Here is a 26,225-nt window from a genome sequence, read left to right as displayed (position 1 = left end):
GACGCATGACGATGAGCACGACGATCTACGGCATCAAGAACTGCGATACGATGAAAAAGGCATTCACCTGGCTCGACACACAGGGTATCGCCTACACTTTCCACGACTACCGCAAGTCCGGCATTTCCCCCGACACGCTCGCACGCTGGTGCGACCGCCTTGGCTGGGAGGCGCTCGTCAACAAGCGCGGGACCACCTGGCGCAAGCTCGATCCCGCGCAGCAGGCCATCGCCTCCGCCGCCGACGCGATCGCGCTGATGGCCGCGCACACCAGCGTCATCCGCCGGCCGGTTATGGAAACCGCGTCGGGAGAGATCGTCGCCGGATTCGACCCCGAACACCTCGCGACGCTGTTCGCCCGGGAAGGAGCCCGTCCATGAAGGACCACAAGAGCTACGTGCGTCGTTTTCTGCTCGAAGACCTCGACATCCGCGGCGCCGTGGTGCGCCTCGACGACGTCTGGCAGGCGCTGCAGAAGGGGCGCGACTACCCGCGCAATGTCGGCACCCTGCTGGGAGAGATGAGCGCCGTGTCGGCCCTCATCGCCGGCAACCTCAAGCAGGCGGGCCGCCTCACCTTCCAGGTGCAGGGACGCGGCCCGGTGCGCCTGATGGTCATCGACTGCAACGAAGCCCTCAACCTGCGCGGCTTCGCGGCCTTCGACGAGCGCGTCCCGGAAGGTGACCGGCTGTCGGAACTGGTCGGCGACGGCATCCTCCAGCTCACCCTGGACGTCGAAGGCATGGCGCAGCCCTACCAGAGCCTCGTCCCACTCGAAGGCAACAGCATTGCGGCGGTGTTCGAGCACTACCTGCAGCAATCCGAACAGCAACCAGCCGGCCTGTGGCTCGCCTGCAACAAGGACGCCGCCGCCGCGCTCTTCCTGCAGAAGCTGCCCGGCGCGGATGCGCGCGACGAGGACGGCTGGTCGCGCGCGCACCAGTTCGCCCAGACCGTCACGCGCGAGGAGCTCCTCTCCCTCGACCCCGAAACCCTGCTCGGCCGACTGTTCGCCGAGGAGACGGTGCGCGTGTACGACCCCCGCCCGGTGATCCACGACTTCCCCCCCGACCGCGACAAGATCATCGCGATGCTGCGCTCGCTTGGCGAAAGCGAAGTCCGCCGCATCTACGCCGAGCACGGCGAACTGGTCGTGCGCGACGACCTGTCGAACCACGAATACCGCTTCGAACCGGGTGAAATCGACGAATTCTTCAAGTCCGGCCCCGGCGGCGAATCGCCTCCGACCCTGCACTGAGCCTGGGGCAATCGCATGAAACCCCGGGAGCGGCTTCGCGTGGGAGCGGCTTCAGCCGCGAATGTGCCCCGATGCGTGCGATAACGCCGATTCGCGGCTGAAGCCGCTCCCACAGCAGAATCCCACCGACACGCACCGCCGCGGCAGGACGGCATGCGCCGCGAGAACCTTGCCCGATTCCACTGTCGTCAGTAGACTTTAAAGCTTTTCGGCCCCTTCGCACCCATGTCCGCACCCAACGCCGCCCGTTCGATCGAGTTCCGCAACGCGACGCTCGGCGCCACCATCGCGGTCCTGCGCGAAACCGAACCGGCACGGCTCGCCGATGCCCTGCACCTGATGCTCGGCGGCATGCCCGATTTCTTCAACGGCGAAGCGGCTGTGCTGGATTTCTCGGGCGTGACCTCGCATCCCGAACGCATCGACTGGGTCGGCCTCGCCAGCCTATTCCGCCGCTACCGGCTGCAACCCGTCGGCGTGCGCAGCCTGCCCGAGGAACACGCAGCGTCGGCGCGCCAGGCCGGCCTCGCGATTCTCGATGGCGCCGAACTGCGGGAACGTCAGGGTGGCGCCGCCCCGGCACCGCAGGCGCGACCGGAACCCGCACCCGCGACTCAGCCCGCGCCGGCCGCGGCATCGGCACTGTCCGCGAACACCCTCTACATCGACCGCCCGCTGCGTTCCGGCCAGCAGGTATATGCCCGCGGCGGCGACCTTGTGCTCCTCGCCGGCGTCAGCAACGGCTCCGAAGTCATCGCCGACGGCAGCATCCACTGCTACGGCCCGCTGCGCGGACGCGCACTGGCCGGCGCGCAGGGCAACACCGATGCCCGCATCGTCACCACCAACTTCGGCCCCGAACTGGTGTCGATCGCGGGCATCTACCGCACCTTCGAGCAAGGCATTCCCGCAGCCGTCGCGGGCCGGGCGACGCTCGTGCGCCTCACGGCCGACGGCAACGAACAGAAACTCGACATCGCATCGCTGCAGCTCGGTTGAGCGCAGCGCAAACTTTCAGGAAGGACATACCGTGACTCGTGTCGTCGTCGTAACTTCGGGCAAGGGTGGCGTGGGCAAGACCACCACCAGCGCCGCCTTTTCCTCCGGCCTGGCCCTGCGCGGCTTCAAGACGGCCGTCATCGACTTCGACGTCGGCCTGCGCAACCTCGACCTGATCATGGGCTGCGAGCGGCGCGTCGTGTATGACCTCATCAACGTCATCAACGGCGACGCCAAGCTCAACCAGGCGCTCATCAAGGACCGGCACTGCGACAACCTCTTCGTGCTGCCCGCCTCGCAGACGCGCGACAAGGATGCCCTGACCGAGGAAGGCGTCGAGAAGGTGATCCGCGACCTCGAGCACATGGGTTTCGACTACATCGTGTGCGACTCCCCCGCCGGCATCGAACGCGGCGCGGTGCTAGCGCTGACCTTCGCCGACGAGGCGATCGTCACGACCAACCCCGAAGTCTCGTCCGTGCGCGACTCCGACCGCATCCTCGGCATCCTGCAGTCCAAGTCCCGCCGTGCCGAAGAAGGCAAGGAGCCGGTCAAGGAACACCTGCTCGTCACGCGCTACTCGCCCAAGCGCGTCGAGGAAGGCGAGATGCTGTCGTACAAGGACGTGCAGGAACTGCTGCGCGTGCCGCTGATCGGCGTGATCCCCGAGTCGGAATCCGTCCTTCAGGCCTCGAACCAGGGTACCCCTGCGATCCACCTCAAGGGAACCGACGTTTCCGAAGCCTACACCGACGTCGTCGCCCGCTTCCTCGGCGAAACCCGCGAGCTGCGCTTCGTGAACTACGAGAAGCCGGGCCTCATCAAGCGCCTGTTCGGAGGCAAGTAAGATGTCCTTCCTTGCCCGCCTCTTCGGCGAAAAGAAGAAGACGGCGGAAATCGCCAAGAACCGCCTGTCGCTGCTGATCGCACACGAGCGCAGCGGCGACGCGGCCAAGGCCGACTTCCTGCCCGCGCTGCAGCGCGAGCTGATCGAGGTGATCTCGAAGTACGTCGCCGTCAATCCCGACGACATCAAGGTGCATCTCGACAAGCAGGACAACTACGAGGTCCTGGAAGTCAATATCGTCCTGCCCGAACAGGCTCGCTGACCTCCACGGCACCAGCCGCAAACCGGGCGCCGCGCGGCGCCCGGCCCGCCCCCGTCAGCGCTCGGCGAGCAACGCCTCCGCCGGCACGCCGACCCGCACATTCCCCCAGTGACGGCCGCCGACCATGATCGGCATGGCCACGTCGCACAGGATTTCACCCGTATCGCGCAGGAAGGTCTGCAGCAGCATCGGCTCGGCGTTCTTCGCCGCGCGCTGCTCCGCGTGGCTCACGAACTTGCGGCAGGTGCGGTTGCCGACCAGGTCTGCGTCCTTGTTGCCGGTGAGCGGCTTCGAATACTTGAGGTTGTGCGCCGACAGGTAACCATCGGTATTGACCGCGACGGCATAGGTGCAGCCGGGAATGGAGGTCAGGCATTCCTCGAGCAGCTTCTGGCAGCGCCGCGTGTATTCGTCGCCCCACGACACCTTGAACTTCTGCGGGAAGGTATCCGCGATCGGCTGGTAGCGCTTGTCGAAGACATCGACGCGATTGTTCTTCATGTCCTCCAGCTGGGCCTGCACACGGTCACGGAAGGCCTTCGCCTGCTCGACGGCATGATCGAACTCGCCCTTGCCGATCTTGAAGCGCGACACCAGCTCCTGCACCGACTCGGTCGCGCGGGCGAGCTTGAGCGTGCAGGCCTCGGACTCTTCCATGTGGCCCGCCACCGTGCCGGACAGGTCGTGAATCGCGGTCACGTTGTCATGGACCTGGGCATTGGTCGCCGACAGCTGCTCCATCGCCGCCGCGATCTGCAGCAGCTGCTCGCCGGTCGTTTCGAATTCGCCAACCATGAACTGGAACTGCGTCGCGGAGCGGGCGACGACCTCGCGCGCTTGCAGCACGTCGGCATTGATGACCTCGTTCTCCGCCCGCGTCGTCATCACCCGGCCGATCATCCCGTCGATGTTGCCGGTGATCTCCTCGGCCGCGGTGTTCACTCGCTCGGCCAGTTTGCGGACCTCGTCCGCGACGACCGCGAAGCCGCGCCCCGCCTCGCCTGCGCGGGCCGCCTCGATCGCCGCGTTGAGCGCGAGGAGGTTGGTCTGATCGGCGATCTCGCGGATCAGCTTGGCGATCTGCTTGACACTCTCGGAGCGCGTGGACAGATCGTCCACCGTCGCATTGAAGTGCACCACCTTCTCGCTCACCGCATTGATCTTGTCCGAGATCTCGCGCATCTCGCCCAGCGAGGCCCGTGCGATGTCGAGGTTCTTGGTCGTCGAGGCCGATATATGCTGGGTGCTCGCCGAAACACTCTCGATCGCCGAAGTCGACTCGGTGCTCGCGCTGAACACCACCTCGGTGAGCTGGCCCTGCCGGCGTGCATTGTTCGCCGCGCCTTCGACGCGCGACTTCACCACCACTGCGTCGCGAGCGATGTTCACGCTCGACGTGCGCACGTCGCCGATGATCTGCCGCATCTTTTCGGCGAAATGGTTGTAGCTGACGGCAAGATCGCGCAACTCGTCGTGCGTGACGAGCGGCAGGTTGCGCGAAAAATCGCCCTCGCCGCGCGCGATCTCGTTGAAGATGCCGGTGATGATGCGCACCGGCCGGACGATGAGGTGCCGGATGTAGACGATCTGACCGACGTTGATCAGCAGTGCCACCGCCGTCAGGACCAGCATCAGGTACAGCCCCCCCTCGAGGGACTCCGCGACCTGCTGCGCCAATTCGGGCGAGACCTTGCCCACCTCGAGCAGGGACCGGACCTCCGTCTTCTGGTTCAGGTAAATCGCGAGATACACCACGTCGATGAAGAACAGCAGCAGGAAGCTGCACAGCTTCTTCGTGAGCGAATTCCAGAAGGTCTTTTCTATCCTTACATACAGGCTCTCGGGTGAACTCATGGGGACTCTCCGGTCTATTTTTGTCCAAACATGGCAACCTCTATCGGCCGCGAAGGCGGACACTTTAGGCGAAGCGCGAAACGGATGTATGCCCCGGCGCCCGGCACCCGACGACCGGCGGAAGATGCGCGACGGTCGGGGCATACCTCGGGGCGGCATGGGCGTTGCTGGGCGGTCCGAATTTGCCCGGTATCCCGCGGCATGCCACAATTGCCTTTTTTCGCCGCAACCAGCCGATTCGATTCATGAGCGACCAGAACAACAACCCCGCCAGCGCACCCGACGAGAACCACATCATCGCCGAGCGGCGTGAGAAACTGGCCGCCTGGCGCGCCACCGGCCGCGCATTCCCGAACGACTTCTCGCGCGAAAACACCGCCGGCAAACTCGACGAGCTGTACAGCGACAAGGAACCGGAAGTCCTCGACGCCAACCCGGTCGAAGTCAAGGTCGCCGGCCGCGTGATGCTCAAGCGCGTCATGGGCAAGGCGAGCTTCATCACCATCCAGGACCTGTCCGGGCGCATCCAGCTCTACGTCACGCGCGACGCGGTCGGCGAGGAAGTGTACGCCGACTTCAAGCACTGGGACATCGGCGACATCGTCGGCGCGGTCGGCACCGTGTTCAAGACGCGCACCGGTGAGCTGTCGGTGAAAGTCTCGGAAGTGCGCCTGCTCACCAAGAGCCTGCGCCCCCTGCCGGACAAGTTCCACGGCCTCACCGACGTCGAGCAGAAGTACCGTCAGCGTTACGTCGACCTGATCATGAACGAGCAGACGCGCTTCACCTTCGTCGCGCGCAGCCGCATGGTGCAGTCGATCCGCAACTACATGGTCAACCACGGCTTCCTCGAAGTCGAGACGCCGATGATGCACCCCATCCCCGGCGGCGCGGCGGCCAAGCCCTTCACCACCCACCACAATGCGCTGGACATGGAGCTGTTCCTGCGCATCGCGCCCGAGCTGTACCTCAAGCGCCTGGTGGTCGGCGGCTTCGAGAAGGTCTTCGAGGTCAACCGCAACTTCCGCAACGAAGGCCTGAGCCCGCGCCACAACCCCGAATTCACGATGATGGAGTTCTACGAGGCGTATGCGGACTACCGCAGCCTGATGAACTTCACCGAGGGCCTGCTGCGCCAGGCCGCCCGTGAGGCGCTGGGCACCGAGGTGTTCGTGTATCAGGGCCGCGAGCTGGATCTCTCCAAGCCCTTCGCGCGCCTCACCATCGTCGACGCGATCCGCAAGTATCATCCCGGCTACACCGTCGAGCAGCTCAACGACGCCGGCTGGCTGCGCAACAAGCTCACCGACCTGAAGGCCGAGCCGCGCGCCGGCGCCGGCCTCGGCACGCTGCAGCTGATGCTGTTCGAAGAGACCACGGAAGCCGAGCTGTGGGAGCCGACCTTCATCATCGACTACCCGGCCGAGGTGTCGCCGCTCGCGCGCCGCAACGACGCCAACCCGGAGATCACCGAGCGCTTCGAGCTCTTCATCGTCGGCCGCGAGATCGCCAACGGCTTCTCCGAGCTCAACGACCCCGAAGACCAGGCAGCGCGCTTCCTCGAGCAGGTCAAGGCGAAGGAAGCCGGCGACGAGGAAGCGATGTTCTTCGACGCCGATTACATCCGCGCACTCGAATTCGGCCTGCCCCCGACCGGCGGCTGCGGCATCGGCATCGACCGTCTCGTGATGCTGCTCACCGACAGCCCCAGCATCCGCGACGTGATCCTCTTCCCGCAGATGCGGATGGAGTAAGCTGGACATCGCGACGACGACAGGGCGCCGAAAGGCGCCCTGTCTTTTTCGAGTTGCGATTTTTCGTCACCGCCCCGTCCGACGACCATGCCCATCGAACCGGCCCGCCTGAGCTTCACCGAGGACGGCACGCCCTGCTCCGACGCCTTCGGCGACGTCTATTTCTCGCGCGACGGCGGGCTCGAGCAGGCACGGCATGTGTTCATCGGCGGCAATGGCCTGCCGGAGCGCTGGCAGGGGCGCGAACGCTTCACCATCGTCGAGACGGGCTTCGGGCTGGGGCTCAACTTCCTCGCGACCTGGGCGGCCTGGCGCGAGGATGCGCAGCGCTGCGGTCGGCTGCATTTCGTGTCGGTCGAACGCCACCCCTTCCGCCGCGAGGACATCGCGACGCTGCACACCCGCTGGCCCGCGCTCGCACCGCTCGCGGCGGAGCTGCGGGAACACTGGCCGGAGCTGACGCCGGGCATCCACCGCCTGCACCTGGACGGTGGCCGCGTCGTCCTGACCCTGCTGCTCGGTGACGCGCTGGACCTGATGCCCGAACTGCAATGCCGCGCCGATGCCTTCTATCTGGACGGCTTCTCGCCCGCGACGAACCCTGAGCTGTGGTCGGCCGAGCTGCTGCGCGAACTGCCGCGCCTGGCGGCACCGGGCGCCACCCTCGCGACCTGGTCGGTGACGGGCGCCGTGCGACGCACGCTGGGCGAGCTGGGTTTCCGCTGCGAGCGGGCCGCCGGGTTCGGCGGCAAGCGCGAGATGCTGCGGGCCCGGATCGGCGACGCCGCCGACACGGCGTCGGCCGCCACGCCCCGCCATGCGCTGGTGATCGGGGCCGGGCTGGCGGGCAGCAGCATCGCCAACCGCCTTGCCGAGCGCGGCTGGACCGTAGATGTCGTCGACTCCGCGGCGGAGGCGGCGCAAGGCGCCTCGGGCAATCTGAGCGGCGTGCTGCGCCCGCTGCCCAGCCTCGACGACAACCGCCTCGCCCGCATCACCCGCGCCGGCGCCCTGTACGGCCTGCGCCACCTGCAGCGCCTGAGCGCAGGCGGCCTGCCGGTGCGCTGGGAGGCGTGCGGGGTGCTCCACCTCGCACGCGACCCGATGCACGAGGATAAGCAGCGGCGCGTGGTGGAGGCACAGCAGGCGCCCGAGGAGTACCTGCGCTTTGTCGCGAGCGAAGAGGCATCGTGCATTGCGGGCTGGCCGCTGCCCCTCGGCGGCTGGTGGTTTCCCGGCGGCGGCTGGGTCAATCCTCCCAGCCTGTGCCGGGCGAACCTGACCGCCTTCCCCGAGTTGATCCGTTGCCATTTCGGCAGCGACGTCGCCGCGCTGGAGTCGGACGCCGACGGCTGGCGCGCACTGGACGCGAACGGCGACGTGATCGCGGCGGCACCCGTCGCGATCCTCGCCAACGGCGTCGGCATCCGGCGCTTCCCGCAGGCGGCCGCGCTGCCCGTGCGCAGCGCGCGCGGCCAGGTGAGCCATCTCCCGGCGCAGCCCGACAGCGCGCCACGCGTGGTCGTGTGCCGCCTCGGTTACGTCAGCCCGGCGATCGACGGCGTGCGCTGCGCGGGCGCGACCTTTTCGGTGGATGACGAGGACGCGGCGCTGCGCGTGATCGATCATCGCGAGAATCTCGCCAAGCTCGATTTCATCCTGCCTGGCTTCGCCGCCGCTTTCGATCCGTCCCGCCTCGACGGACGAGTCGGCTTCCGCCCCGCATCTCCCGACCGGCTGCCGATGGTCGGCGCAGTGCCGGCAGTGCGCCAGGCCGATCGTGCAAGCCCTCTGTCCTCCATTCCGCGCCACCCCGGCCTCTACGCAGTCGAAGGCTTCGGCGCTCGCGGGCTGGTCTGGGCGGCGCTGGCGGCCGAACTGCTGGCGAGCGAACTCGTGGGCGACCCCCTGCCGCTGGAACGCTCGCTGGTGGAGGCACTCGATCCGGCACGCTACCTGTTGCGCCCGCCTCGCCGCGCGATGGCGGACGAATGAAGGCAAGAGCGCGACACATCGCGTTACACCCTGGTACAGGGTTCCGGGTATAGGTCGGCGAATCTCGCCCCGGTATGATCATTGGCTTTGAAACTCGGCCCCGAGGCCGGTTTCAGCCATGTCGTCCATATGACGACGGAACGCGCCATCAGGAGACATGCGCTGCCCGCAATGCATTGCGTGGCGCCCAGGCGCGGCCTATTCCCGCTGTTCGAGGCGATACGTCTGGATCAGGACATGCAGCAGAACGCGTGTCACATCCGAATTTTTCGGTTGCGACGAAGGTATCGGCAGGAGACCTGAACGGGTGCTTGGGACGAGTGCAATTCTTATAAATATCTTGGCCGGCGCACTAGAATGAGAATGATTCCCAAGGATATAGCGCTGCCTGGAAACGCGAGCGCGAAGGGTACCGCGCGCGAGCATTCGGCTTCTGCGCCATGCGCCATTGTGTTTACTGCGCCGATCAGGCCGCAGTGAGGTTGTCATGCCCCGGGAGATGCCCGACCCACCCAATGCCGAAGAGGTCCTCCGTGCAAGCGAGGCTCGCCTGCACGAAGCGCAGGCGGTTGGACGCATGGGCGACTGGGAACTGGATCGCGACAGCGGTGCGATGAGCTGGTCGCCACAGCTGTTCCGCCTCTTCGAACGGCCCAGCGCGCAAGGCACGCCCGATCTCAACGAAGCCCTGGGTTACTACTCGCTCGAATCGGTTGAGCTGACGCGTGCCGCGTTCTGGGAAGCGATCGACACCGGCGCGCGGCAGGAGCTGGAGCAGACCGTGCATCTGCCGTCGGGCGCCGAGCGCTTCCACGCGACTACGATCGTGCCGGTCAAGAATCACCGCGGCCGGGTGTACAAGCTCTACGGCACGACTCAGGACATCACCGAACGCAAGCTGGCTGAGCAGGAGCTGCGGCGCAAGACCTTCGAGATCGAGGATCTCTACCAGAACGCACCCTGCGGCTACTATTCCCTCGACGCGGACGGGATGATCATCCGCATCAACGACACGCTGCTGCGCTGGCTGGGGCATGAGCGCGACGAAATCGTCGGGCGCAGGCGCGCCTTCGAGCTGTTCTGCCCCGCGAGCCGGGCGCTGTTCGGGCAGGTGTTCCGCACGTTCAAGAAGACCGGCCTTCTGCGCAACATGGACATCGAGCTGTTGCGCCGGGACGGTTCGTCGCTGCCCGTGCTGCTCAGTTCGACGGCCATCTTCGACGCGCAGGGCAGCTTCGTCGCCAGCCGGACGGTGCTTTCCGACAATTCCGACCGCAAACAGCTGGAACTCGAACGCGCGGCCCATGCGACGCGGCTCGCGGAGCTCTCGCGCCACATGGTCGACGTGCAGGAGAACGAGCGCCGCAAGTTCGCCGCCGAGCTGCATGACCACACCAGCCCCAACCTCGCCGCATTACAGCTCACGCTAACGAACCTCGCGCGCGCGCTGCCTGCCCCGGTCCTCGCGGAACTCGAACCCTTGCTCGACGACGCCAAGGGGCTCCTGCTCGACACCATCACGGGCATCCGCGACGTCTGCACCAACCTCCGCCCGGCGACCCTGGACTACGCTGGCCTGATTCCGGCCGTGCAGGACTACGCGCAGCAGTTCCGCCAGCGCACAGGCATCGCCGTGCATCTCGACACCACCCATTTCACCATGCACTTGCCTTCCAACGTACAGTCACTGCTCTTCCGCATCACCCAGGAAGCCCTGACGAACTGCGCAAAACATGCACGCGCGAAAAACGTCCGCATCCATCTGGAGAACTCCGACGGTCTTCTCTGCATGGAGATCGCCGACGACGGCATCGGCTTCGACCCCCACCATCTGGGCGAGTCCGGTACGACGCCCGGACTGGGGCTGATCACCATGAAGGAACGCGCCGAATTCGCGGGAGGAACCTTCGAGCTGAATTCGTCTCCGGAAACCGGCACCGCAATCCGGGTCAGCTTCGATCTCCAGGCGGGCGAATTCCGCAGGCAGCCGCGGCCGGCGAGATCTCAGGCGGCTGAACACTCGATGAGCACGGGGCGGGCATGAGCAGCGGAAAGATCCTGATCGCGCTCGCGGACGATCACCGCATGTTCCTGCACGCCTTGCGCGCGATGCTGGAAAAGGAGCCCGGTATCGAGGTGGTCGGCGTGGCGGGTACCGGCGACGAGCTCCTGGCCCTCGTCGCGGACAAAGCGGTAGACATCGCATGCGTGGACATCGGCATGCCGGCAATGAACGGGATAGAGACGACCCGCCGGCTGCTGGCCATCCGTCCCAACCTCAAGGTCATCGGCGTGTCGGCCTTCTCGGATCGGCAGTTCGTGCTCGACCTGCTCAATGCCGGCGCGAGGGGTTACGTCACCAAGGCCGAAGCGGGCGAGGAACTGCTGCGCGCGATCCACACCGTGCAACTGGGCAAGACCTATCTGTGCCCCGACGTCGCCGCCACGGTGGCGAGCGCCCTGCTCGACAACACCCCGCGCGATACTTCGATGCCGCGGATCACTGCCCGGGAACGCCAGGTGCTGCAACTGATCGCCGAGGGGCATACCTCGGGACGCATTGCCGAACGCCTGCACCTGGCCGCGTCGACGGTCGAGGTGCACCGCCGCAACATCATGCGGAAACTCGATCTGCACAGCGTCGCCGAACTCACGAAGTATGCCATCCGCAATGGCATTACAACGATATCGGGATAAGGTCGATCGCGGGGAAAATACCTGGAAACCGGTATCCAAAACACGCAGAAAGATGTATGTCACGAGCAAGGCTGGCAACGTAGCATTCACCTTCCGCTTTGCTTGGCGCCAAATCGACGGAGATCGGATAGCGCCCATGATCACATACAGCCGAGGAGAGCTAGACGTGAACACTCTTGTAACCACCCAGAAACTGGCGAAAGCCGCGAACGGCAACATCGAAGCCTTCCAATCGCTCGCCGACACCATCCTGAATGCGACCGAACGCCTGATGGCGCTCAACATCGATGCCGCCCGCAATGCCTGCGCGTGCGTGTCGGCGGGCGCAGCACCGCTGGTCGAGGGCGACATGCGCGAGCAGTTCGCCTCGCGCCTCGCCGTGCAGAACCAGTCGCTGGAACAGGCCGCCGACTACTTCCGCAACATCAACGCGCTGTTCATCGAGACCCAGGGCGAGATTGCCGCTTTCGGCACCCGCCAGTTCGACGAAGCGGCACGCGGCCTGGGCGAGTTCGTGGAGCAGTTTGCCCACAGCGCCCCCGCCGGCACCAACGAGTTCGTCAATGCGATGAAGACCGCGATGAGCAACGCGAGCGCCGCTTACGAGAGCTTCGTCAAGACCAGCCGCGACGTGGCCGAGACCAACCTCGCGGCCGCCAGCAATGCGCTGCAGCCCATCCTGACCGCACAGGCGAGCAACACCAGGGGCCGCAAGGTAGCCTGAGCGCACGCAAGCGCCCTGCTCCGCCAGCGGGGCTGCATGAAGGGGGCCGTCGGCCCCCTTTTTCATGTGCCACGCCGCCCGGCGCCACCTCACCCCCCTGCCCGTTCCAGCTTCAGCAATTCGATTCGGAACGTGGGCTCGTAGGGCGGCACATTGCATTCGACGACGTCCGACGGCGCCACCTGCAGGCGCACCCCTACCACATCGGCATGGATCGGCAGCCGGTTGACGCAACGGTCGGCAAGGGTGACGACGATGATCTGCCGCGGCTGCTTCTGCGCCAGCCACGCCACCGCCCGCAACATCGAATTCCCCGTGTACAGCACGTCGTCGACCACCACCACGGTGTAGTCCTTCAGGTCCAGCGAGCGCTGCGCCTCGTTCTCGTCCAGGCGGGTTTCGGGATGGAGCAGCGTCAGGTCGTCCTCGTAACGCTTGATGCGCAGATCGAGGCGCATCGGCGGCGGCACCCCGTAGTGGCGCTGCAGGGCCGCTACCAGCCGGTCTGCCAGCGGCGCGCCACGGCGCAGTATGCCGACAACGGCGACGGGATCGGCGCGGTCAAGCCGCGTGGCGAGCCTTTGCGCCATCTCCGCGAGGACCAGTTCGAGCTGCGTTTCGTCGTAAAGACAGGTCCGCAATCCGCGTGGGCGTTCCATGTGCGCCTCCGGTCGGGCCCACACGCGCTGCGGGCGATGCGGATACTATAACGCCGCATCTGCACGGCGGCGCGCCGACATGCCCGACTGGCCGCGGCGGCTGACTTTTTGCTTGACGTCCAATGTTTTTACTTCCATCCTTAACCGAATTCCGTTCCACTTCCGCAGGACCCGCATGAAGACGCTCGACAGCAGGACGGCGCTGGCGCTTGTCGCCGGTTGTCTCGCCTCGGCCCAGGTCGGCAAGGTGCCCCCCGCGCTCGGTGCGATCAGGGATCAACTGGGGGTGGGCCTCGTCCACGCAGGCTGGATCGCGACGGCGATCAATGCCGCCGCCGCGATGCTCGGCGTACTCGTCGGACTGGCGCTCGGCCGCCTCGGTGCGCAGCGCGGACTCCTCGCCGGGCTGCTGCTCCTGGGCCTGGGCTCCGCACTGGGAGCGGCGGCCGGCGACGGCCTGAGCCTGATCGCAGCGCGGGCGTGCGAGGGCGCAGGCTTCGTGCTGGTGGTCGTGGCCGCTCCTTCGCTGCTGGCGACCGCCGCGGCCGACGATCCCCGACGGCGCCGGCGGCTGCTGACACTGTGGAGCTGCTACATGCCGACGGGGATGGGGCTGATGATGGCGGTGGCGCCATACATCCTCCAGCACCACGGCTGGCGCGGCCTGTGGTTGGCAAATGCATTGGCAATCGGCACGTGCGTGCTGGTCGTGCTGTTCCTGAAGCTCGGGGCGGTACCGGGAAGCGGCCCGCGCCCGGTGCCGGTGGCGATGTTCTCGCGCACACTCCTCGCGCAGCCGGCGCCTTGGCTGATGGGGGTGTGCTTCGGCTGTTATGCGGCGATCTGGTTCATGATCGCGACCTGGTTGCCGTCATTCGCAGTCGAGCACATGGGTTACACGCCGGAGCGGGCAACCTGGCTCACGGCCCTGGCGGTGGGGGGCAACATCCTCGGCAACCTGACGACAAACTTCTGGCTGGCGCGGGGGGTTCCGCGCTGGGCGCTGCTCGCCGGCGTGTCGGCCATGATGGGGGCGTTCGGCTGGTTCGTGTTCACGGCCGGCTACGATCCGGTCCTGCGCTCCGTGGCCGCAGTCTTCGTCTGCAGCGCAGGAGGCGTGCTCCCGGCAGCCACGATGGGGGGCATACCGCTGGTGGCGCGCACGCCTGCCGACATCGCCATCGCCAACGGCATCCTCATGCAGTGCTCGAACGTCGGCACTTTCATCGGCGTGCCGGCCATCGCAGCGCTGGCGACCGTGCTCGGCGGCTGGGACGGCGGCCGCTGGCTGATCCCGGTGCTCGCCGGCGTTGGCGTGCTGGCGGCGTGGGGGTTTCGCCGGATCGAGCTGCAACCCGCGGAGGATGCCGGGAGGGATTCACCGGCGGGGATGCTGGCCGAGCAGGTCTGACGGGAGGGGACGAGTAAGCACTCGCTGCAGAAAACCGTCCCCCTCCTGACCGGTAGTCTCGGCTGTGCCTCGCCGCTTCACCGGCCGCGGGCAGTGCTCGCCGAAACCCCTGTTCCGCCCCCCTGAAAGGGGAGGAACCGCCTCCCAGACGAACGTCGTCTATTCGATTGCCAGCTCAATCATTGCGGAATTCGACCGCTTCGCGGCGGCCGAAGCCGGCGGCGTTGTCGATGAAGTAGAGCTTTTCAGGCTCGAAGCGGTACCAGCGAACCTTCGCCAGCGCTTTCACGATGAAGGCGGGCGCCTGGGCGATCTTTCCGACGACCGGGTACTTTTCGCCATAGAGCTCGCGCGCACGGTTTTCCTCCGCCCCGCCGATCTCCACCGCACGCCCTTCGGCCTGGATGCCCTTGATCTCGTGCCAGTCCGCACAATCTTCCTGGATCGTGATGGCGATGCGGGCGTCGTGCGCGATATTGCGGCTGTGGCGCGTAGTGGGCGAAGACAGGAAGTACAGGGTGAAACCGTCATGGACGTAGAACACGGTCGCCGCCCAGACGCCCTCCGCGCCGCATGAGGCGATGCTCATGGCGTGGCGGGCCTTGAGGTAGTCGAGCACCTTTTCGCGCAAGGCGCTCATGTCATGCTGTCTCCCCCGCGGCGTCCGGGGCGGGCTCGCGCGCCGCGTCGTCCTCGTGCAGGCGCTTGAGCCGGTAGGCAAACTGCGGCCGGGTCAGGCCGAGCATGCGTGCGGCCGACGACAGGTTGCCGCGCGCCCTGTCCATCGCGGTCTCGAGCAGCATCGCCTCGACCTCGTTCAGCGTCATCGCGCCTTCGCACACGGCGTCGCACAGCGCACGGCCGACCTTCGGCCCGTGGATGTCGAGCTTGCCGTCCGAGTCGAGGCCCAATTCCTGCACCTCGTCCTCGCTGCGCGACAGGAACAGGTGGTCGATCTCGATGCGACCGCCGTGAGGGGCGAGGATCACGCCGCGCTCGATGGTGTTCTGCAGCTCGCGGATGTTGCCGGGCCATGCGTAGCCGACCAGCGCCTTCTTGGCCTTGTCGGTGAAGCCGAGCAGCTTCTTGCCGTTGATTGCGGCGTACTTCTCGAGGAAGTGCTTGGCCAGCGGCGAGATGTCGTCGCGCCGTTCGCGCAGCGCGGGGATGTTGATCTGCAAGGCGTTGAGGCGGTAATAGAGGTCGGCCCGGAAACGGCCTTCCTTGACGAGCTGCGCGAGGCCGGCGTTGGTCGCGGCGACAAGGCGGACGTTGATCTTGCGCACCTTGTCGTCGCCGAGACGTTCGACTTCCCCCTCCTGCAGCACGCGCAGCAGCTTGCTCTGCGCGGTGAGCGGCAGGTCGCCGACCTCATCGAGGAAGAGCGTGCCGCCGTCGGCGCGCTCGAAACGTCCGGGGCGGGAGACCTGCGCGCCCGTGTAGGCGCCCTTCTCGACGCCGAACAGCTCCGATTCGACGAGGTCGTGCGGGATCGCGGCGCAGTTGATCGCAACCAGCGGCTTGTCGCGTCGGTTGCTCATCTCGTGCAGGGCGCGCGCGAAGAGCTCCTTGCCTACGCCGGTCTCGCCCAGCAGCAGCACGGTGATCTGTCCTGCCGCGGCCTGCTTCACGAGTTCCAGCGCGTGACGGAAGCCGGCGGAATTGCCGATCATGTCCGCGGGGAGATTTTCCTTCTCGGCGATGGTCGAGCGCAGCTGCACGACCTGGGTCTGCAGGTCGAACAACTGATCGGCGATGGGGTCGGGGGCGAAGCGACGCATGTGTTCGTCGGCATCCTCCCATTCCTCGATCGGCTTGCCGACGATGCGGCAGCAATCGTCGCCCATGCCCGCGCATTCGACCTCCTTGAACAGGATCTGCCGCCCCATGAAGGCGGACGAATAGCCGCAGGCGTAGCCGATCTGGGTCCAGCACACCGGTTCGTCGTGAATGCCGAACTGGCGGCGATGGGATTGCCCTTCCCAGGAGTTGATCCAGCGGAACTCGCAATGAAAGATTCCCGCCTCGCGGTCGACCTCGACGCGGATCGGGATCACGCCGACGATGCCTTCGAGCGAGTGCAGCTGCGGACCGGTCATGAAGGCATCGGCTTCGCTGAGCTCTGGCATGCGCGTACGGACAAGTTCGGCGTCACGCACACCGGAGGCGTAACCCATGCGCAGCAACAGTCCGCGCGCACGGTTCATGCCCAGCGTGTCGATGAGCTCCTTGCGCAGCGAGGCTTGCGCCTCGGCATGCACGAGCAGCATGCGGTGCTCGTGCAGCCAGATCTGGCCCGTTTCCGCGCAGAAATGAACGCGTGCGCGCAGGTCGTCTGCCGCGACGCGCGCCTTGGGATGGGCCCTGGTCATTGCCTGGTCCTCATGTGTGGTCTCCTCCTGGATCGTTCCTTCTACGCGTCGCCCACGCTAGTCGTATTGACCCAAGTCAAACGATTTGAAGTCGTGCTTTTTCCTTGCCATTCGGAGGGGGCGGAAAGGAGTTCACCAAATGATCAATCGGTCGATGGACGGCCGCGAAAAGATCATCAAATGATCAACTGCAGGACTTGCGCATGGTCCTGCATCTCCTGCGCAGCCAGGCGTTTCGCGAGTCTCGAAAAGATTTTTTTCCGCAACTGCGTAACGCGCCCGACAGCCTTTCGGCGCTACCTCCCCTACCCGATTCACCACCCCCATGGCATGCACTGTTGCTGCATTGCGTCAGCCCATGCTGGCACAGCGGTTGCGATGGCTGTCCGGCAACCGGCCGCGAAACGAGTCCGGTGAAACCCAAAACTACACAAGCACGAGGGGACACACATGAAGTTTCCTGTTCCGCACGATGTGAAGGGCAAGACGATTCCGGGGACCGAAGGCTGGGAACGGATGTATCCGTACCAATACCAGTTCGTCACCGACGACGCCGAGCGCAACCAGTACGAGAAGGAGACGTTCTGGTTCTACGACGGACTGCATTACCCGGAACCGCTCTACCCCTTCGACACGATCTGGGACGAGGCCTGGTACCTCGCGCTGTCGCAGTTCAACAACCGCATCTTCCAGGTGCCGCCGGTGCGCGGCGTCGATCACCGCATCATCAACGGCTACGTCTATATCTCGCCGGTGCCGGTGAAGAACCCGGACGAGATCGGCCAGCGCGTGCCCAACTTCATGGAACGTGCCGGCTACTACTACAAGAACTGGGACGAGCTCGAGGCGAAGTGGAAGACCAAGATGGAGGGCACGATCGCCGAGCTGGAGGCGCTGCAGATTCCGCGCCTGCCGGAGGTCGAGGACCTGAAGGTGGTGACCGACGGTGTCGGCGAATCGACCGCCTACCACCTGCTGAAGAACTACGACGATCTGATCAACCTCGGCATCCGCTGCTGGCAGTACCACTTCGAGTTCCTGAACCTGGGCTACGCGGCCTACGTGTTCTTCATGGATTTCACGCAGAAGCTGTTCCCCAGCATCCCGCTGCAGCGCGTGACGCAGATGATCTCGGGCATCGACGTGATCATGTACAAGTCCGACGACGAACTGAAGGCGCTGGCGAAAAAGGCCGTCGCGCTCGAAGTCGATGACGTCGTGACGGGCCACCGCGAGTGGACGGACGTGAAGGCGGCGCTCGCCGGCCGGCGCCATGGCGACGAGTGGCTCGCGGCCTTCGAGAAGGCGCGCTATCCGTGGTTCAACATCTCGTCCGGCACGGGCTGGTTCCACACCGACCGCAGCTGGAACGACAACCTGAACCTGCCGCTCGACGGCATCCAGACCTACATCAACAAGCTGCGCGACGGGCAGGAGATCGACCGTCCGATGGAGGCGGTGCGTGCCGAGCGCGACCGCGTGACGGCCGAGTACCGCGATCTGATCGACAACGACCAGGACCGCAAGCAGTTCGACGAGCTACTGGGATGCGCGCGAACCGTCTTCCCCTACGTCGAGAACCACCTGTTCTACGTCGAGCATTGGTTCCACTCGGTCTTCTGGAACAAGATGCGCGAAGTCGCCGCGATCATGCAGGAACATGGGCTGATCGCCGAGATCGAGGACGTCTGGTACCTGCGCCGCGACGAGATCAAGCAGGCGCTGTGGGACATCGTCACCGCCTGGGCGACGGGCGTGACGCCGCGCGGCACGAAGACCTGGCCGGCCGAGATCGAGTGGCGCAAGGGCGTGATGCAGAAGTTCCGCGAGTGGGCACCGCCGCCGGCGATCGGCATCGCGCCGGAAGTGATCCAGGAGCCCTTCACGATCGTGCTGTGGGGCGTGACGAACAGCTCGCTGTCGGCCTGGGCCTCGGTGCAGGAAGTCGCCGACCCGGACAGCATCACCGAGCTGAAGGGCTTCCCGGCGAGCCCGGGCCTGGTCGAAGGCAAGGCACGCGTGTGCCGCAGCGCGGAGGAGATCCGCGACCTGCAGGAGGGCGAGATCCTCGTCGCACCGACCACCTCGCCGTCCTGGGCACCGGCCTTCGCGAAGATCAAGGCCTGCATAACCGACGTCGGCGGCGTCATGAGCCACGCCGCGATCGTGTGCCGCGAATACGGCATGCCGGCAGTCGTCGGCACCGGCCATTCCACCCGTGTGATCAAGACCGGCATGACATTGCGCGTCGATGGCTCGTCCGGCCTGGTCACCATCGTCCAGTGAAGAGGGAAACAGCATGGGAAGCGCTCTGATGGCTGAAGAAGTGCGCCTCGCCCCCGGCATCGACAGCCGGGCGCCCAAGGTGTGCATGTTCGAGGACTGCAACAAGGACTCCGTGCCGCTTGTCGGCGGGAAGTGCTCCTCGCTCGGCGAGCTGATCAACGCGGGTGTCCGGGTACCACCGGGCTTCGCAGTGACGACGGCGGGCTACGCGCAGTTCATGCACGAGGCCGGCATCCAGGACGAGGTCAACGCCCTGCTGCAGGGGCTGGACCACGACGACATGGACCGCCTCGAAGAGGCTTCGCGCCGGATCCGCGAAATGATCGAGTCGCGGCCGATCTCGATCGAGCTGGAGGACCTGATCGCCGAGGCCTACCGCAAGCTGTCGGTGCGCTGCTACCTGCCGGCGGTGCCGGTGGCGGTGCGATCGAGCGCGACGGCCGAGGACCTGCCGGGCGCGAGCTTCGCCGGCCAGCAGGACACCTACCTGTGGATCCGCGGCATCGACGACGTCATCCACCACATCCGGCGCTGCTTCTCCAGCCTGTACACGGCGCGCGCCATCGCCTACCGCATCCGCATGGGTTTCCCGCACGAGCAGGTGGCGATCAGCGTGGGCGTGCAGAAGATGGCGAACGCCTATACCGCGGGGGTGATGTTCACGCTGCATCCGTCGACCGGCGATCGCTCGGTGATCGTGATCGACTCGAACTTCGGCTTTGGCGAGTCGGTGGTGTCGGGCGAGGTGACGCCGGACAACTTCGTGGTGAACAAGGTCACGCTGGACATCATCGAGCGGACGATCTCGACCAAGGAGGTCTGCTACACGGCGGACCTCAAGCTGCAGCGCTCGGTCGCGATGGAGGTGCCGGCCGAGCGCCAGAACATCCAGTCGGTGCTCGACGACGAGATCACCGAGCTCGCGTGGATGGCCAAGAAGATCGAGAAGCACTACGGCCGTCCGATGGACATCGAGTGGGCGATCGACAAGAACCTGCCCGCGGGCGGCAACGTTTTCATCCTGCAGGCGCGCCCCGAGACGATCTGGAGCAACAAGCAGAAGGCGCCGGCCACGACCGGGGCAACGTCGGCGATGGATTACATCGTCTCGAACCTGCTCGTGGGGAAACGGCTGACGTAGCTCACGTAGGGCGGGAGCAGCGCAGCGTATCCCGCCGGTTCGGCCGCAGGAGCAGCCTCGTAGGCCGCATGGCGGGATACGCGTTCCGCTCCTCCCGCCCTACGAACACAAGGAGATTTTCAATGATCGTACGCAACTGGATGCAGGCCAACCCCGCGGTGCTCGGCAGCGACACGCTGCTGTCGGAGGCGAAGCGGATCCTGTCGGAAACCAATCTGCATGCGCTGCCGGTCGTCGATAACGGACGGTTGCGCGGGCTCGTCACTCGGGCCGGCTGCCTGCGCGCGGCGCACGCGGCCATTCGCAGCCAGAGCCCCGACGAGCTGAACTACTTCTCGAACCACGTGAAGGTGAAGGACATCATGGTGCGCAACCCCGCGACCATCGATGCCAACGACACGATGGAGCGCTGTCTTCAGGTCGGCCAGCAGGCGGGCGTCGGCCAGCTGCCGGTGATGGATGACGGCCATGTCGTCGGGATGATCTCGGCGATCGAGATGTTCTCGCTCGCGGCGCACTTTCTCGGCGCGTGGGAGCGCAGAAGCGGCGTGACGCTCGCGCCGACGCGCATCGGCCCGGGGACGATCGGCCGCATCGCCGACATCGTCGAGGGCACAGGCGCCGAGGTACACGCGATCTACCCGATCAGCCTGGGGCCAAAGGGCGTCGCGAGTGGCGACCAGGAACGCAAGGTGATCGTCCGCTTCCATCACGCCGACACCGCCGAGGTCACGCGCGCGCTCACGGCTGCGGGCTACGAAGTCATCGAGTCGGTGCAGGCCACGCACTGATTCCAGCTACACACATCCCCAACTTTCCAGCCAAGGAGACATCCGAATGGACCTGAGGTACTTCATCAACCAGTGCGCCGAAGCCCATGAACTGAAGCGCGTGACGACCGAGGTCGACTGGAATCTGGAGCTTTCGCACGTCTCGAAGCTCACCGAGGAGAAGAAAGGCCCGGCGCTGCTGTTCGAGAGCGTGAAGGGCTACGACACGCCCGTCTTCACCGGCGCCTTCGCGACGACCAAGCGTCTCGCGATCATGCTCGGCCTGCCGCACGACCTGACGCTGTGCCAGTCGGCGCAGCAGTGGATGAAGAAGACGATCACCTCCGAGGGCCTGATCAAGGCGAAGGAGGTGAAGGACGGGCCGGTGCTGGAAAACGTCCTGACCGGCAACAAGGTCGATCTGAACATGTTCCCGGTGCCCAAGTTCTTCCCGCTCGACGGCGGGCGCTACATCGGCACGATGGTGTCGGTGGTGCTGAAGGACCCCGAGACCGGCGAGGTGAACCTCGGCACCTACCGCATGCAGATGCTCGACGACAAGCGCTGCGGCGTGCAGATCCTGCCGGGCAAGCGCGGCGAGCGGATCATGAAGAAGTACGCCAAGATGGGCAAGAAGATGCCCGCGGCGGCGATCATCGGCTGCGATCCGCTGATCTTCATGGCGGGGACCCTCATGCACAAGGGTGCGTCCGACTACGACATCACCGGCACGGTGCGCGGCCAGCAGGCGGAGTTCCTGATGGCGCCGCTGACCGGCCTGCCGGTGCCGGCGGGCGCGGAGATCGTGCTCGAAGGCGAGATCGACCCGAACAACTTCCTGCCGGAAGGCCCGTTCGCGGAATACACGGGCTACTACACCGACGAGCTGCACAAGCCGATCCCGAAGCCGGTGCTGGAAGTGCACCAGATCCTGCATCGGAACAACCCGATCCTGTGGGCGACCGGCCAGGGCCGTCCGGTGACCGACGTGCATATGCTGCTCGCCTTCACGCGCACGGCGACTCTCTGGACCGAGCTCGAGCAGATGCGCATTCCGGGCGTGCAGTCGGTGTGCGTGCTGCCCGAGTCGGCGGGCCGCTTCTGGACGGTGGTGTCGGTGAAGCAGGCCTACCCGGGGCACTCGCGCCAGGTCGCCGACGCGGTGATCGGCAGCAATACCGGCAACTACGGCATGAAGGGCGTCATCACGGTCGATGAGGACATCCAGGCCGACGACCTGCAGCGCGTGTTCTGGGCGCTGTCCTGCCGCTACGACCCGATGCGCGGCACGGAGCTGATCAAGCGCGGCCGCTCGACGCCGCTCGATCCGGCGCTCGACCCCGACTCCGACAAGCTCATGACGTCGCGCATTCTGATGGACGCCTGCATTCCGTATGAGTGGAAGCAGAAGCCGGTGGAGGCGCGCATGGACGAGGAGACGCTCGCGAAGATCAAGGCGCGCTGGCACGAGTATGGGATCGGGATCTGAGGAGGAAACGGAGACATGGAAAAGGCCAGGAACATCAAGCTGGTGATCCTCGACGTCGACGGCGTCATGACCGACGGGCGCATCGTCATCAACGACGACGGCATCGAAACGCGCAACTTCGACATCAAGGACGGCATGGGCGTCGTGGTGCTGCAGTTGTGCGGCGTCGAGGTCGCGATCATCACTTCGAAGAAGTCCGGCGCGGTGCGCCATCGCGCCGAGGAGCTGAAGATCAAGCGCTTCCACGAGGGCATCAAGAAGAAGACCGAGCCCTACGCGCAGATGCTGGAGGAGATGAACATCTCCGACGCCGAGGTGTGCTACGTCGGCGACGACCTGGTGGATCTGTCGATGATGAAACGCGTCGGATTGCCGGTTGCGGTCGGGGACGCGGTCGCGGACGTGAAGGAAGCCGCGGCCTACGTGACCACGGCGCGCGGCGGGCACGGCGCGGTGCGCGAGGTCGCCGAGCTGATCCTGAAGGCCCAGGGCAAGTGGGACGCAATGCTCTCGAAGATCCACTGATTCATCCAGACGACATTCACCAGCAAGGAGATCGACGTGGGAAAGATTTCAGCACCGAAAAGCAACCGCGAGTTCATCGAGGCGTGCGTCAAGTCCGGCGACGCGGTGCGCATCAAGCAGGAAGTGGATTGGGACAACGAGGCCGGCGCGATCGTGCGCCGCTGCTGCGAGCTGGGTGAAGCTGCGCCCTTCATGGAGAGCATCAAGGACTACCCGGGTTTCAGCTACTTCGGCGCCCCGCTCTCGACCTATCGCCGCATGGCGATCGCGCTGGGCATGGATCCGAACTCGACGCTGCCGCAGATCGGTGCGGAGTACCTCAAGCGCACGAACAGCGAGCCGATCGCGCCGGTCGTCATCGACAAGCGCGACGCGCCGTGCAAGGAGAACATCCTGCTGGGCGATGACGTCGACCTGTGCAAGCTGCCGGTGCCACTGGTGCATGACGGCGACGGCGGGCGCTACGTGGGCACCTGGCACGGCGTCATCACCAAGCACCCGGTGCGCGGCGATGTGAACTGGGGCATGTACCGACAGATGATGTGGGACGGCCGCACCATGTCGGGCGCGGTGTTCCCGTTCTCCGACCTCGGCAAGACGCTGACCGACTACTACCTGCCGCGCGGCGAGGGCTGCCCCTTCGCGACGGCGATCGGCCTGTCGCCGCTGGCCGCGATGGCCGCGTGCGCGCCCTCGCCGATCCCGGAACCGGAACTCACCGGCATGCTCGCCGGCGAGCCGGTGCGGCTCGTGAAGTGCGAGACCAACGACCTCGAAGTGCCGGCCGATGCCGAAATCATCATCGAGGGCATGATCCTGCCCGACTACAAGGTCGAGGAAGGCCCGTTCGGCGAATACACCGGCTATCGCACCAGCCCGCGCGATTTCCGCGTGACCTTCCGCGTCGATGCGATCACCTATCGCAACAACGCGACGATGACAATCTCCAACATGGGCGTGCCGCAGGACGAGGGCCAGCTGCTGCGTTCGTTCTCGCTCGGGCTGGAGCTGGAGAAGCTGCTGAAGAGCCAGGGCATCCCGGTGACCGGCGTGTACATGCACCCGCGCTCGACGCACCACATGATGATCGTCGGCGTGAAGCCGACCTACGCCGGCATCGCGATGCAGATCGCGCAGCTCGCGTTCGGCTCCAAGCTCGGGCCGTGGTTCCACATGGTGATGGTGGTCGACGACCAGACCGACATCTTCAACTGGGACGAGGTCTATCACGCGTTCTGCACGCGCTGCAATCCGGAGCGCGGCATCCACGTCTTCAAGAACACGACCGGCACGGCGCTCTACCCGCACGCGACGCCGCACGACCGCAAGTACTCGATCGGCTCGCAGGTGCTGTTCGACTGCCTGTGGCCGGTCGATTGGGACAAGACCAACGACGTGCCGACGCTCGTCAGCTTCAAGAACGTCTATCCCAAGGACATCCAGGAGAAGGTTCTCAACAACTGGGCCGATTACGGCTTCCGCGGCGCGAAGAAATAAGGAGCGGTCATGGCAAACAAGTGGGAAGTGTTCGTGATGGACCTCGGGGAGCTGGCCGAGGGCAAGGAGCTGGAACTGACGATCCGCACGCTCAACGACGGGCTGCACAAGTACACCTACCAGCGCGCGAAGGTAGAGGTGTCGAGCAAGCTCGACCAGTTCGCCGACAGCCTGCAGGTGCGGCTCGGGCGCGGGCAGTTGAGTGATCGGAAGTTCTCGATCCGCGTGATCGAGCGCGTCGAGCGCTTGCCGGCGCGGTATCGCTAAGCGGCAATCCGACCCGGGCAGGCCCTGCGCCTGCCCGGCCCGATTCAATCAGCGAACGGAACAGCGAAACAATGGCCTACCCCGACCTGCGCAGCTTCCTGGCCGACCTCGGCGACGACCTGCTGCACGTGCGCGACGAGTTCGACCCGAAGTTCGAGATCGCGGCGGTGCTGCGCAGCCTGCCCGCCGACGCCCCCGCGGCGCTGTTCGAGAACGTGCGCGGCTATCCCGGCGCGCGCGTCGCGGGCAACCTGTTCGGCGGACGCCGCCGCGTTGCGCGCGCCTTCGGCACCACCGAGGAGCGCCTCGCGCAGACCTGGCTGGACAACAAGCAGCGCGCCATCCCACCGGTGGCGGCGAAATCGATACCGGTGCAGGAAGTTGTGCATCGCGCGCCGGACGAGCTGCTGCCGCTGCTGCCCATCCTGACGCATCACGAGAAGGACGGCGCGCCCTTCATCACGACCGGCGTCGTCCTCTGCACCGACCCTGTCACCGGCCGCCGCGGCATGGGTATCCATCGCATGATGATCAAGGGAGGCAATCGCCTCGGCATCCTGCTCGCGAACCCGCCGCTGTCGCAGTTCCACGCGAACGCAGAGGCCAAGGGCGAAGCGCTCGATGTCGCGATCGCGCTCGGGCTGGAGCCGGCGACCCTGCTCGCCTCCGTCGTGCGTAGCGGCCCGCTCGGTCCCGACAAGATGGCGGTCGCGGGCGGGCTGCGCGGCGATCCGGTGGAACTCGCCCGCGCACTGACCGTGAATGTCGAAGTGCCCGCGCGCGCCGAGATCGTCATCGAAGGCCGCATCCTGCCGGGCGTGCGCGAACCGGAAGGCCCGTTCGGCGAGAACACGGGCTACTACTTCTCCAACGTCAGCCCGGTGGTCGAAGTCACCTCCGTCACGCACCGCGACAACTTCATCTACCCCGGCCTGTGCCCGTGGTCGGGCGACGTCGACACCCTGCTCTCGCTCGCCGCCGGCACCGAACTGCTGGGCCAGCTGCAGACCATGGTCGCGGGCGTCGTCGATCTGGACCTGACCGGTGGCACGGCCGGTTTCTCGGCCGCGATCGCCGTGAGGAACTGCCCGCGCCACGAGGTGCGGCGCCTGGTCATGCTCGCGCTCAACCTCGACAAGCGCCTCAAGACCGTCACCGTCGTCGATGACGACGTGAACATCCGCGATCCGCGCGAAGTCGCGTGGGCGATGGCGACGCGCTACCTGCCCGAACGCGACACCGTGATCATCGGCGGCGCCGAAGGTTACGTCATCGACCCCTCTTCGGCCGGCAGCAGCGTCGGCTCGAAGGCCGGCTTCGTCGCGACGCGCGGCGCCGGCCCCGAATTCGACCGCGTCACCCTGCCCGCCGCCGCACTGGCGAAGGCGCAGGCCCTGCTCGCAACGCTGCGCAATTGA

The 26,225-nt window shown here is 66.0% G+C and carries 23 protein-coding genes; 19 read left to right on the top strand and 4 right to left on the bottom strand.

The annotated features are described in order from the left end of the window. Positions 1 to 11: 11 nt before the first annotated feature. From U5817_RS07800 to minE, 5 genes are all read left to right on the top strand, one after another. Entirely contained in the window at positions 12 to 380 is a 369-nt protein-coding gene (locus tag U5817_RS07800; protein WP_407280285.1) for an ArsC family reductase, read from the top strand. Beyond that, complete coding sequence (locus U5817_RS07795; protein WP_407280284.1) at positions 377 to 1,258, top strand: Hsp33 family molecular chaperone HslO; 882 nt, start codon at positions 377 to 379, stop codon at positions 1,256 to 1,258. The genes U5817_RS07800 and U5817_RS07795 overlap by 4 nt, the downstream gene beginning before the upstream one ends. A 225-nt stretch (positions 1,259 to 1,483) precedes the next feature. Next, complete coding sequence (minC, locus tag U5817_RS07790) at positions 1,484 to 2,257, top strand: septum site-determining protein MinC (protein WP_169125575.1); 774 nt, start codon at positions 1,484 to 1,486, stop codon at positions 2,255 to 2,257. A 31-nt stretch (positions 2,258 to 2,288) separates the two neighbouring features. Beyond that, the gene (gene minD / locus U5817_RS07785) at positions 2,289 to 3,104 is read left to right on the top strand and encodes a septum site-determining protein MinD (RefSeq protein WP_169125576.1); all 816 of its coding nucleotides are present in this window, start codon (positions 2,289 to 2,291) and stop codon (positions 3,102 to 3,104) included. A 1-nt stretch (position 3,105) separates the two neighbouring features. Continuing rightward, positions 3,106 to 3,366 (top strand): cell division topological specificity factor MinE, encoded by a 261-nt coding sequence (gene minE, locus U5817_RS07780; protein WP_169125577.1) that lies wholly within the window; start codon positions 3,106 to 3,108, stop codon positions 3,364 to 3,366. Positions 3,367 to 3,420: 54 nt separating this feature from the next. Here minE and U5817_RS07775 read toward each other — a convergent pair whose 3' ends face one another. After that, positions 3,421 to 5,220 carry a methyl-accepting chemotaxis protein gene (locus U5817_RS07775; protein ID WP_407280283.1) on the bottom strand — a complete coding sequence of 600 codons (1,800 nt, stop codon included), beginning with the start codon at positions 5,218 to 5,220 and terminating at the stop codon, positions 3,421 to 3,423. Positions 5,221 to 5,465: 245 nt separating this feature from the next. On the opposite strand from U5817_RS07775, the gene lysS reads away from it, so the two are divergent. From lysS to U5817_RS07750, 5 genes are all read left to right on the top strand, one after another. Next, on the top strand, positions 5,466 to 6,974 hold the full coding sequence (lysS, locus tag U5817_RS07770; protein ID WP_407280282.1) for a lysine--tRNA ligase: 1,509 nt from the start codon (positions 5,466 to 5,468) through the stop codon (positions 6,972 to 6,974). 87 nt (positions 6,975 to 7,061) lie between these two features. Beyond that, positions 7,062 to 8,969 (top strand): bifunctional tRNA (5-methylaminomethyl-2-thiouridine)(34)-methyltransferase MnmD/FAD-dependent 5-carboxymethylaminomethyl-2-thiouridine(34) oxidoreductase MnmC, encoded by a 1,908-nt coding sequence (mnmC, locus tag U5817_RS07765; protein ID WP_407280281.1) that lies wholly within the window; start codon positions 7,062 to 7,064, stop codon positions 8,967 to 8,969. Between the two features lie 487 nt (positions 8,970 to 9,456). Beyond that, positions 9,457 to 11,013 (top strand): PAS domain-containing protein, encoded by a 1,557-nt coding sequence (locus U5817_RS07760; protein WP_407280280.1) that lies wholly within the window; start codon positions 9,457 to 9,459, stop codon positions 11,011 to 11,013. Next, complete coding sequence (locus tag U5817_RS07755) at positions 11,010 to 11,666, top strand: response regulator (protein WP_407280279.1); 657 nt, start codon at positions 11,010 to 11,012, stop codon at positions 11,664 to 11,666. The genes U5817_RS07760 and U5817_RS07755 overlap by 4 nt, the downstream gene beginning before the upstream one ends. Positions 11,667 to 11,832: 166 nt before the next feature. Then, positions 11,833 to 12,390 (top strand): phasin family protein, encoded by a 558-nt coding sequence (locus tag U5817_RS07750; RefSeq protein ID WP_407280278.1) that lies wholly within the window; start codon positions 11,833 to 11,835, stop codon positions 12,388 to 12,390. Positions 12,391 to 12,479: 89 nt separating this feature from the next. On the opposite strand, the gene U5817_RS07745 is transcribed toward U5817_RS07750, so the two are convergent. After that, the gene (locus tag U5817_RS07745; protein WP_407280277.1) at positions 12,480 to 13,049 is read right to left on the bottom strand and encodes a phosphoribosyltransferase family protein; all 570 of its coding nucleotides are present in this window, start codon (positions 13,047 to 13,049) and stop codon (positions 12,480 to 12,482) included. Positions 13,050 to 13,224: 175 nt separating this feature from the next. Between U5817_RS07745 and U5817_RS07740 the strand changes: the two genes are divergently transcribed. Continuing rightward, positions 13,225 to 14,460 carry a CynX/NimT family MFS transporter gene (locus tag U5817_RS07740; protein ID WP_407280276.1) on the top strand — a complete coding sequence of 412 codons (1,236 nt, stop codon included), beginning with the start codon at positions 13,225 to 13,227 and terminating at the stop codon, positions 14,458 to 14,460. 175 nt (positions 14,461 to 14,635) lie between these two features. On the opposite strand, the gene U5817_RS07735 is transcribed toward U5817_RS07740, so the two are convergent. Further along, entirely contained in the window at positions 14,636 to 15,100 is a 465-nt protein-coding gene (locus tag U5817_RS07735) for a pyridoxamine 5'-phosphate oxidase family protein (RefSeq protein ID WP_407280275.1), read from the bottom strand. Between the two features lies 1 nt (position 15,101). Then, a complete protein-coding gene (locus U5817_RS07730) occupies positions 15,102 to 16,832 on the bottom strand; it encodes a sigma-54-dependent Fis family transcriptional regulator (RefSeq protein ID WP_169125587.1) in 1,731 nt (576 codons plus the stop codon). A gap of 450 nt (positions 16,833 to 17,282) precedes the next feature. On the opposite strand from U5817_RS07730, the gene U5817_RS07725 reads away from it, so the two are divergent. The 8 genes from U5817_RS07725 to U5817_RS07690 all read left to right on the top strand — a co-directional run bounded on the left by U5817_RS07725 (position 17,283) and on the right by U5817_RS07690 (position 26,225). Continuing rightward, positions 17,283 to 19,118 carry a PEP-utilizing enzyme gene (locus tag U5817_RS07725; protein WP_407280274.1) on the top strand — a complete coding sequence of 612 codons (1,836 nt, stop codon included), beginning with the start codon at positions 17,283 to 17,285 and terminating at the stop codon, positions 19,116 to 19,118. 28 nt (positions 19,119 to 19,146) lie between these two features. After that, positions 19,147 to 20,259, top strand: coding sequence for a PEP/pyruvate-binding domain-containing protein (locus U5817_RS07720; RefSeq protein WP_407280273.1), 1,113 nt, complete (start codon positions 19,147 to 19,149; stop codon positions 20,257 to 20,259). Between the two features lie 122 nt (positions 20,260 to 20,381). After that, positions 20,382 to 21,050 carry a CBS domain-containing protein gene (locus U5817_RS07715; protein ID WP_407280272.1) on the top strand — a complete coding sequence of 223 codons (669 nt, stop codon included), beginning with the start codon at positions 20,382 to 20,384 and terminating at the stop codon, positions 21,048 to 21,050. Between the two features lie 46 nt (positions 21,051 to 21,096). Next, positions 21,097 to 22,518 (top strand): phenylphosphate carboxylase subunit beta, encoded by a 1,422-nt coding sequence (ppcB, locus tag U5817_RS07710; protein WP_407280271.1) that lies wholly within the window; start codon positions 21,097 to 21,099, stop codon positions 22,516 to 22,518. 15 nt (positions 22,519 to 22,533) lie between these two features. Beyond that, a complete protein-coding gene (gene ppcD, locus U5817_RS07705) occupies positions 22,534 to 23,043 on the top strand; it encodes a phenylphosphate carboxylase subunit delta (RefSeq protein WP_407280270.1) in 510 nt (169 codons plus the stop codon). A 36-nt stretch (positions 23,044 to 23,079) separates the two neighbouring features. After that, complete coding sequence (gene ppcA, locus U5817_RS07700; protein ID WP_407280269.1) at positions 23,080 to 24,540, top strand: phenylphosphate carboxylase subunit alpha; 1,461 nt, start codon at positions 23,080 to 23,082, stop codon at positions 24,538 to 24,540. A 9-nt stretch (positions 24,541 to 24,549) separates the two neighbouring features. Then, entirely contained in the window at positions 24,550 to 24,807 is a 258-nt protein-coding gene (ppcG, locus tag U5817_RS07695) for a phenylphosphate carboxylase subunit gamma (protein ID WP_407280268.1), read from the top strand. A gap of 71 nt (positions 24,808 to 24,878) precedes the next feature. Next, a complete protein-coding gene (locus tag U5817_RS07690; protein ID WP_407280267.1) occupies positions 24,879 to 26,225 on the top strand; it encodes a UbiD family decarboxylase in 1,347 nt (448 codons plus the stop codon).

The organism is Aromatoleum evansii, assembly GCF_045689615.1.
GTDB classification, from domain to species: domain Bacteria; phylum Pseudomonadota; class Gammaproteobacteria; order Burkholderiales; family Rhodocyclaceae; genus Aromatoleum; species Aromatoleum evansii.
The sequence above is the reverse complement of the archived record's forward strand: the minus strand, read 5'-3'. Positions and strand labels throughout refer to the sequence as shown.

What these genes read in the sequence shown, in the direction of transcription:
- U5817_RS07800 (WP_407280285.1), top strand. Translation starts at nt 12, where the DNA reads ATGAGCACGACGATCTACGGCATCAAGAACTGCGATACGATGAAAAAG.
- U5817_RS07795 (WP_407280284.1), top strand. Translation starts at nt 377, where the DNA reads ATGAAGGACCACAAGAGCTACGTGCGTCGTTTTCTGCTCGAAGACCTC.
- minC (WP_169125575.1), top strand. Translation starts at nt 1,484, where the DNA reads ATGTCCGCACCCAACGCCGCCCGTTCGATCGAGTTCCGCAACGCGACG.
- minE (WP_169125577.1), top strand. Translation starts at nt 3,106, where the DNA reads ATGTCCTTCCTTGCCCGCCTCTTCGGCGAAAAGAAGAAGACGGCGGAA.
- U5817_RS07775 (WP_407280283.1), bottom strand. Translation starts at nt 5,220, where the DNA reads ATGAGTTCACCCGAGAGCCTGTATGTAAGGATAGAAAAGACCTTCTGG.
- lysS (WP_407280282.1), top strand. Translation starts at nt 5,466, where the DNA reads ATGAGCGACCAGAACAACAACCCCGCCAGCGCACCCGACGAGAACCAC.
- mnmC (WP_407280281.1), top strand. Translation starts at nt 7,062, where the DNA reads ATGCCCATCGAACCGGCCCGCCTGAGCTTCACCGAGGACGGCACGCCC.
- U5817_RS07760 (WP_407280280.1), top strand. Translation starts at nt 9,457, where the DNA reads ATGCCCCGGGAGATGCCCGACCCACCCAATGCCGAAGAGGTCCTCCGT.
- U5817_RS07755 (WP_407280279.1), top strand. Translation starts at nt 11,010, where the DNA reads ATGAGCAGCGGAAAGATCCTGATCGCGCTCGCGGACGATCACCGCATG.
- U5817_RS07745 (WP_407280277.1), bottom strand. Translation starts at nt 13,049, where the DNA reads ATGGAACGCCCACGCGGATTGCGGACCTGTCTTTACGACGAAACGCAG.
- U5817_RS07740 (WP_407280276.1), top strand. Translation starts at nt 13,225, where the DNA reads ATGAAGACGCTCGACAGCAGGACGGCGCTGGCGCTTGTCGCCGGTTGT.
- U5817_RS07735 (WP_407280275.1), bottom strand. Translation starts at nt 15,100, where the DNA reads ATGAGCGCCTTGCGCGAAAAGGTGCTCGACTACCTCAAGGCCCGCCAC.
- U5817_RS07730 (WP_169125587.1), bottom strand. Translation starts at nt 16,832, where the DNA reads ATGACCAGGGCCCATCCCAAGGCGCGCGTCGCGGCAGACGACCTGCGC.
- U5817_RS07725 (WP_407280274.1), top strand. Translation starts at nt 17,283, where the DNA reads ATGAAGTTTCCTGTTCCGCACGATGTGAAGGGCAAGACGATTCCGGGG.
- U5817_RS07720 (WP_407280273.1), top strand. Translation starts at nt 19,147, where the DNA reads ATGGCTGAAGAAGTGCGCCTCGCCCCCGGCATCGACAGCCGGGCGCCC.
- U5817_RS07715 (WP_407280272.1), top strand. Translation starts at nt 20,382, where the DNA reads ATGATCGTACGCAACTGGATGCAGGCCAACCCCGCGGTGCTCGGCAGC.
- ppcB (WP_407280271.1), top strand. Translation starts at nt 21,097, where the DNA reads ATGGACCTGAGGTACTTCATCAACCAGTGCGCCGAAGCCCATGAACTG.
- ppcD (WP_407280270.1), top strand. Translation starts at nt 22,534, where the DNA reads ATGGAAAAGGCCAGGAACATCAAGCTGGTGATCCTCGACGTCGACGGC.
- ppcG (WP_407280268.1), top strand. Translation starts at nt 24,550, where the DNA reads ATGGCAAACAAGTGGGAAGTGTTCGTGATGGACCTCGGGGAGCTGGCC.
- U5817_RS07690 (WP_407280267.1), top strand. Translation starts at nt 24,879, where the DNA reads ATGGCCTACCCCGACCTGCGCAGCTTCCTGGCCGACCTCGGCGACGAC.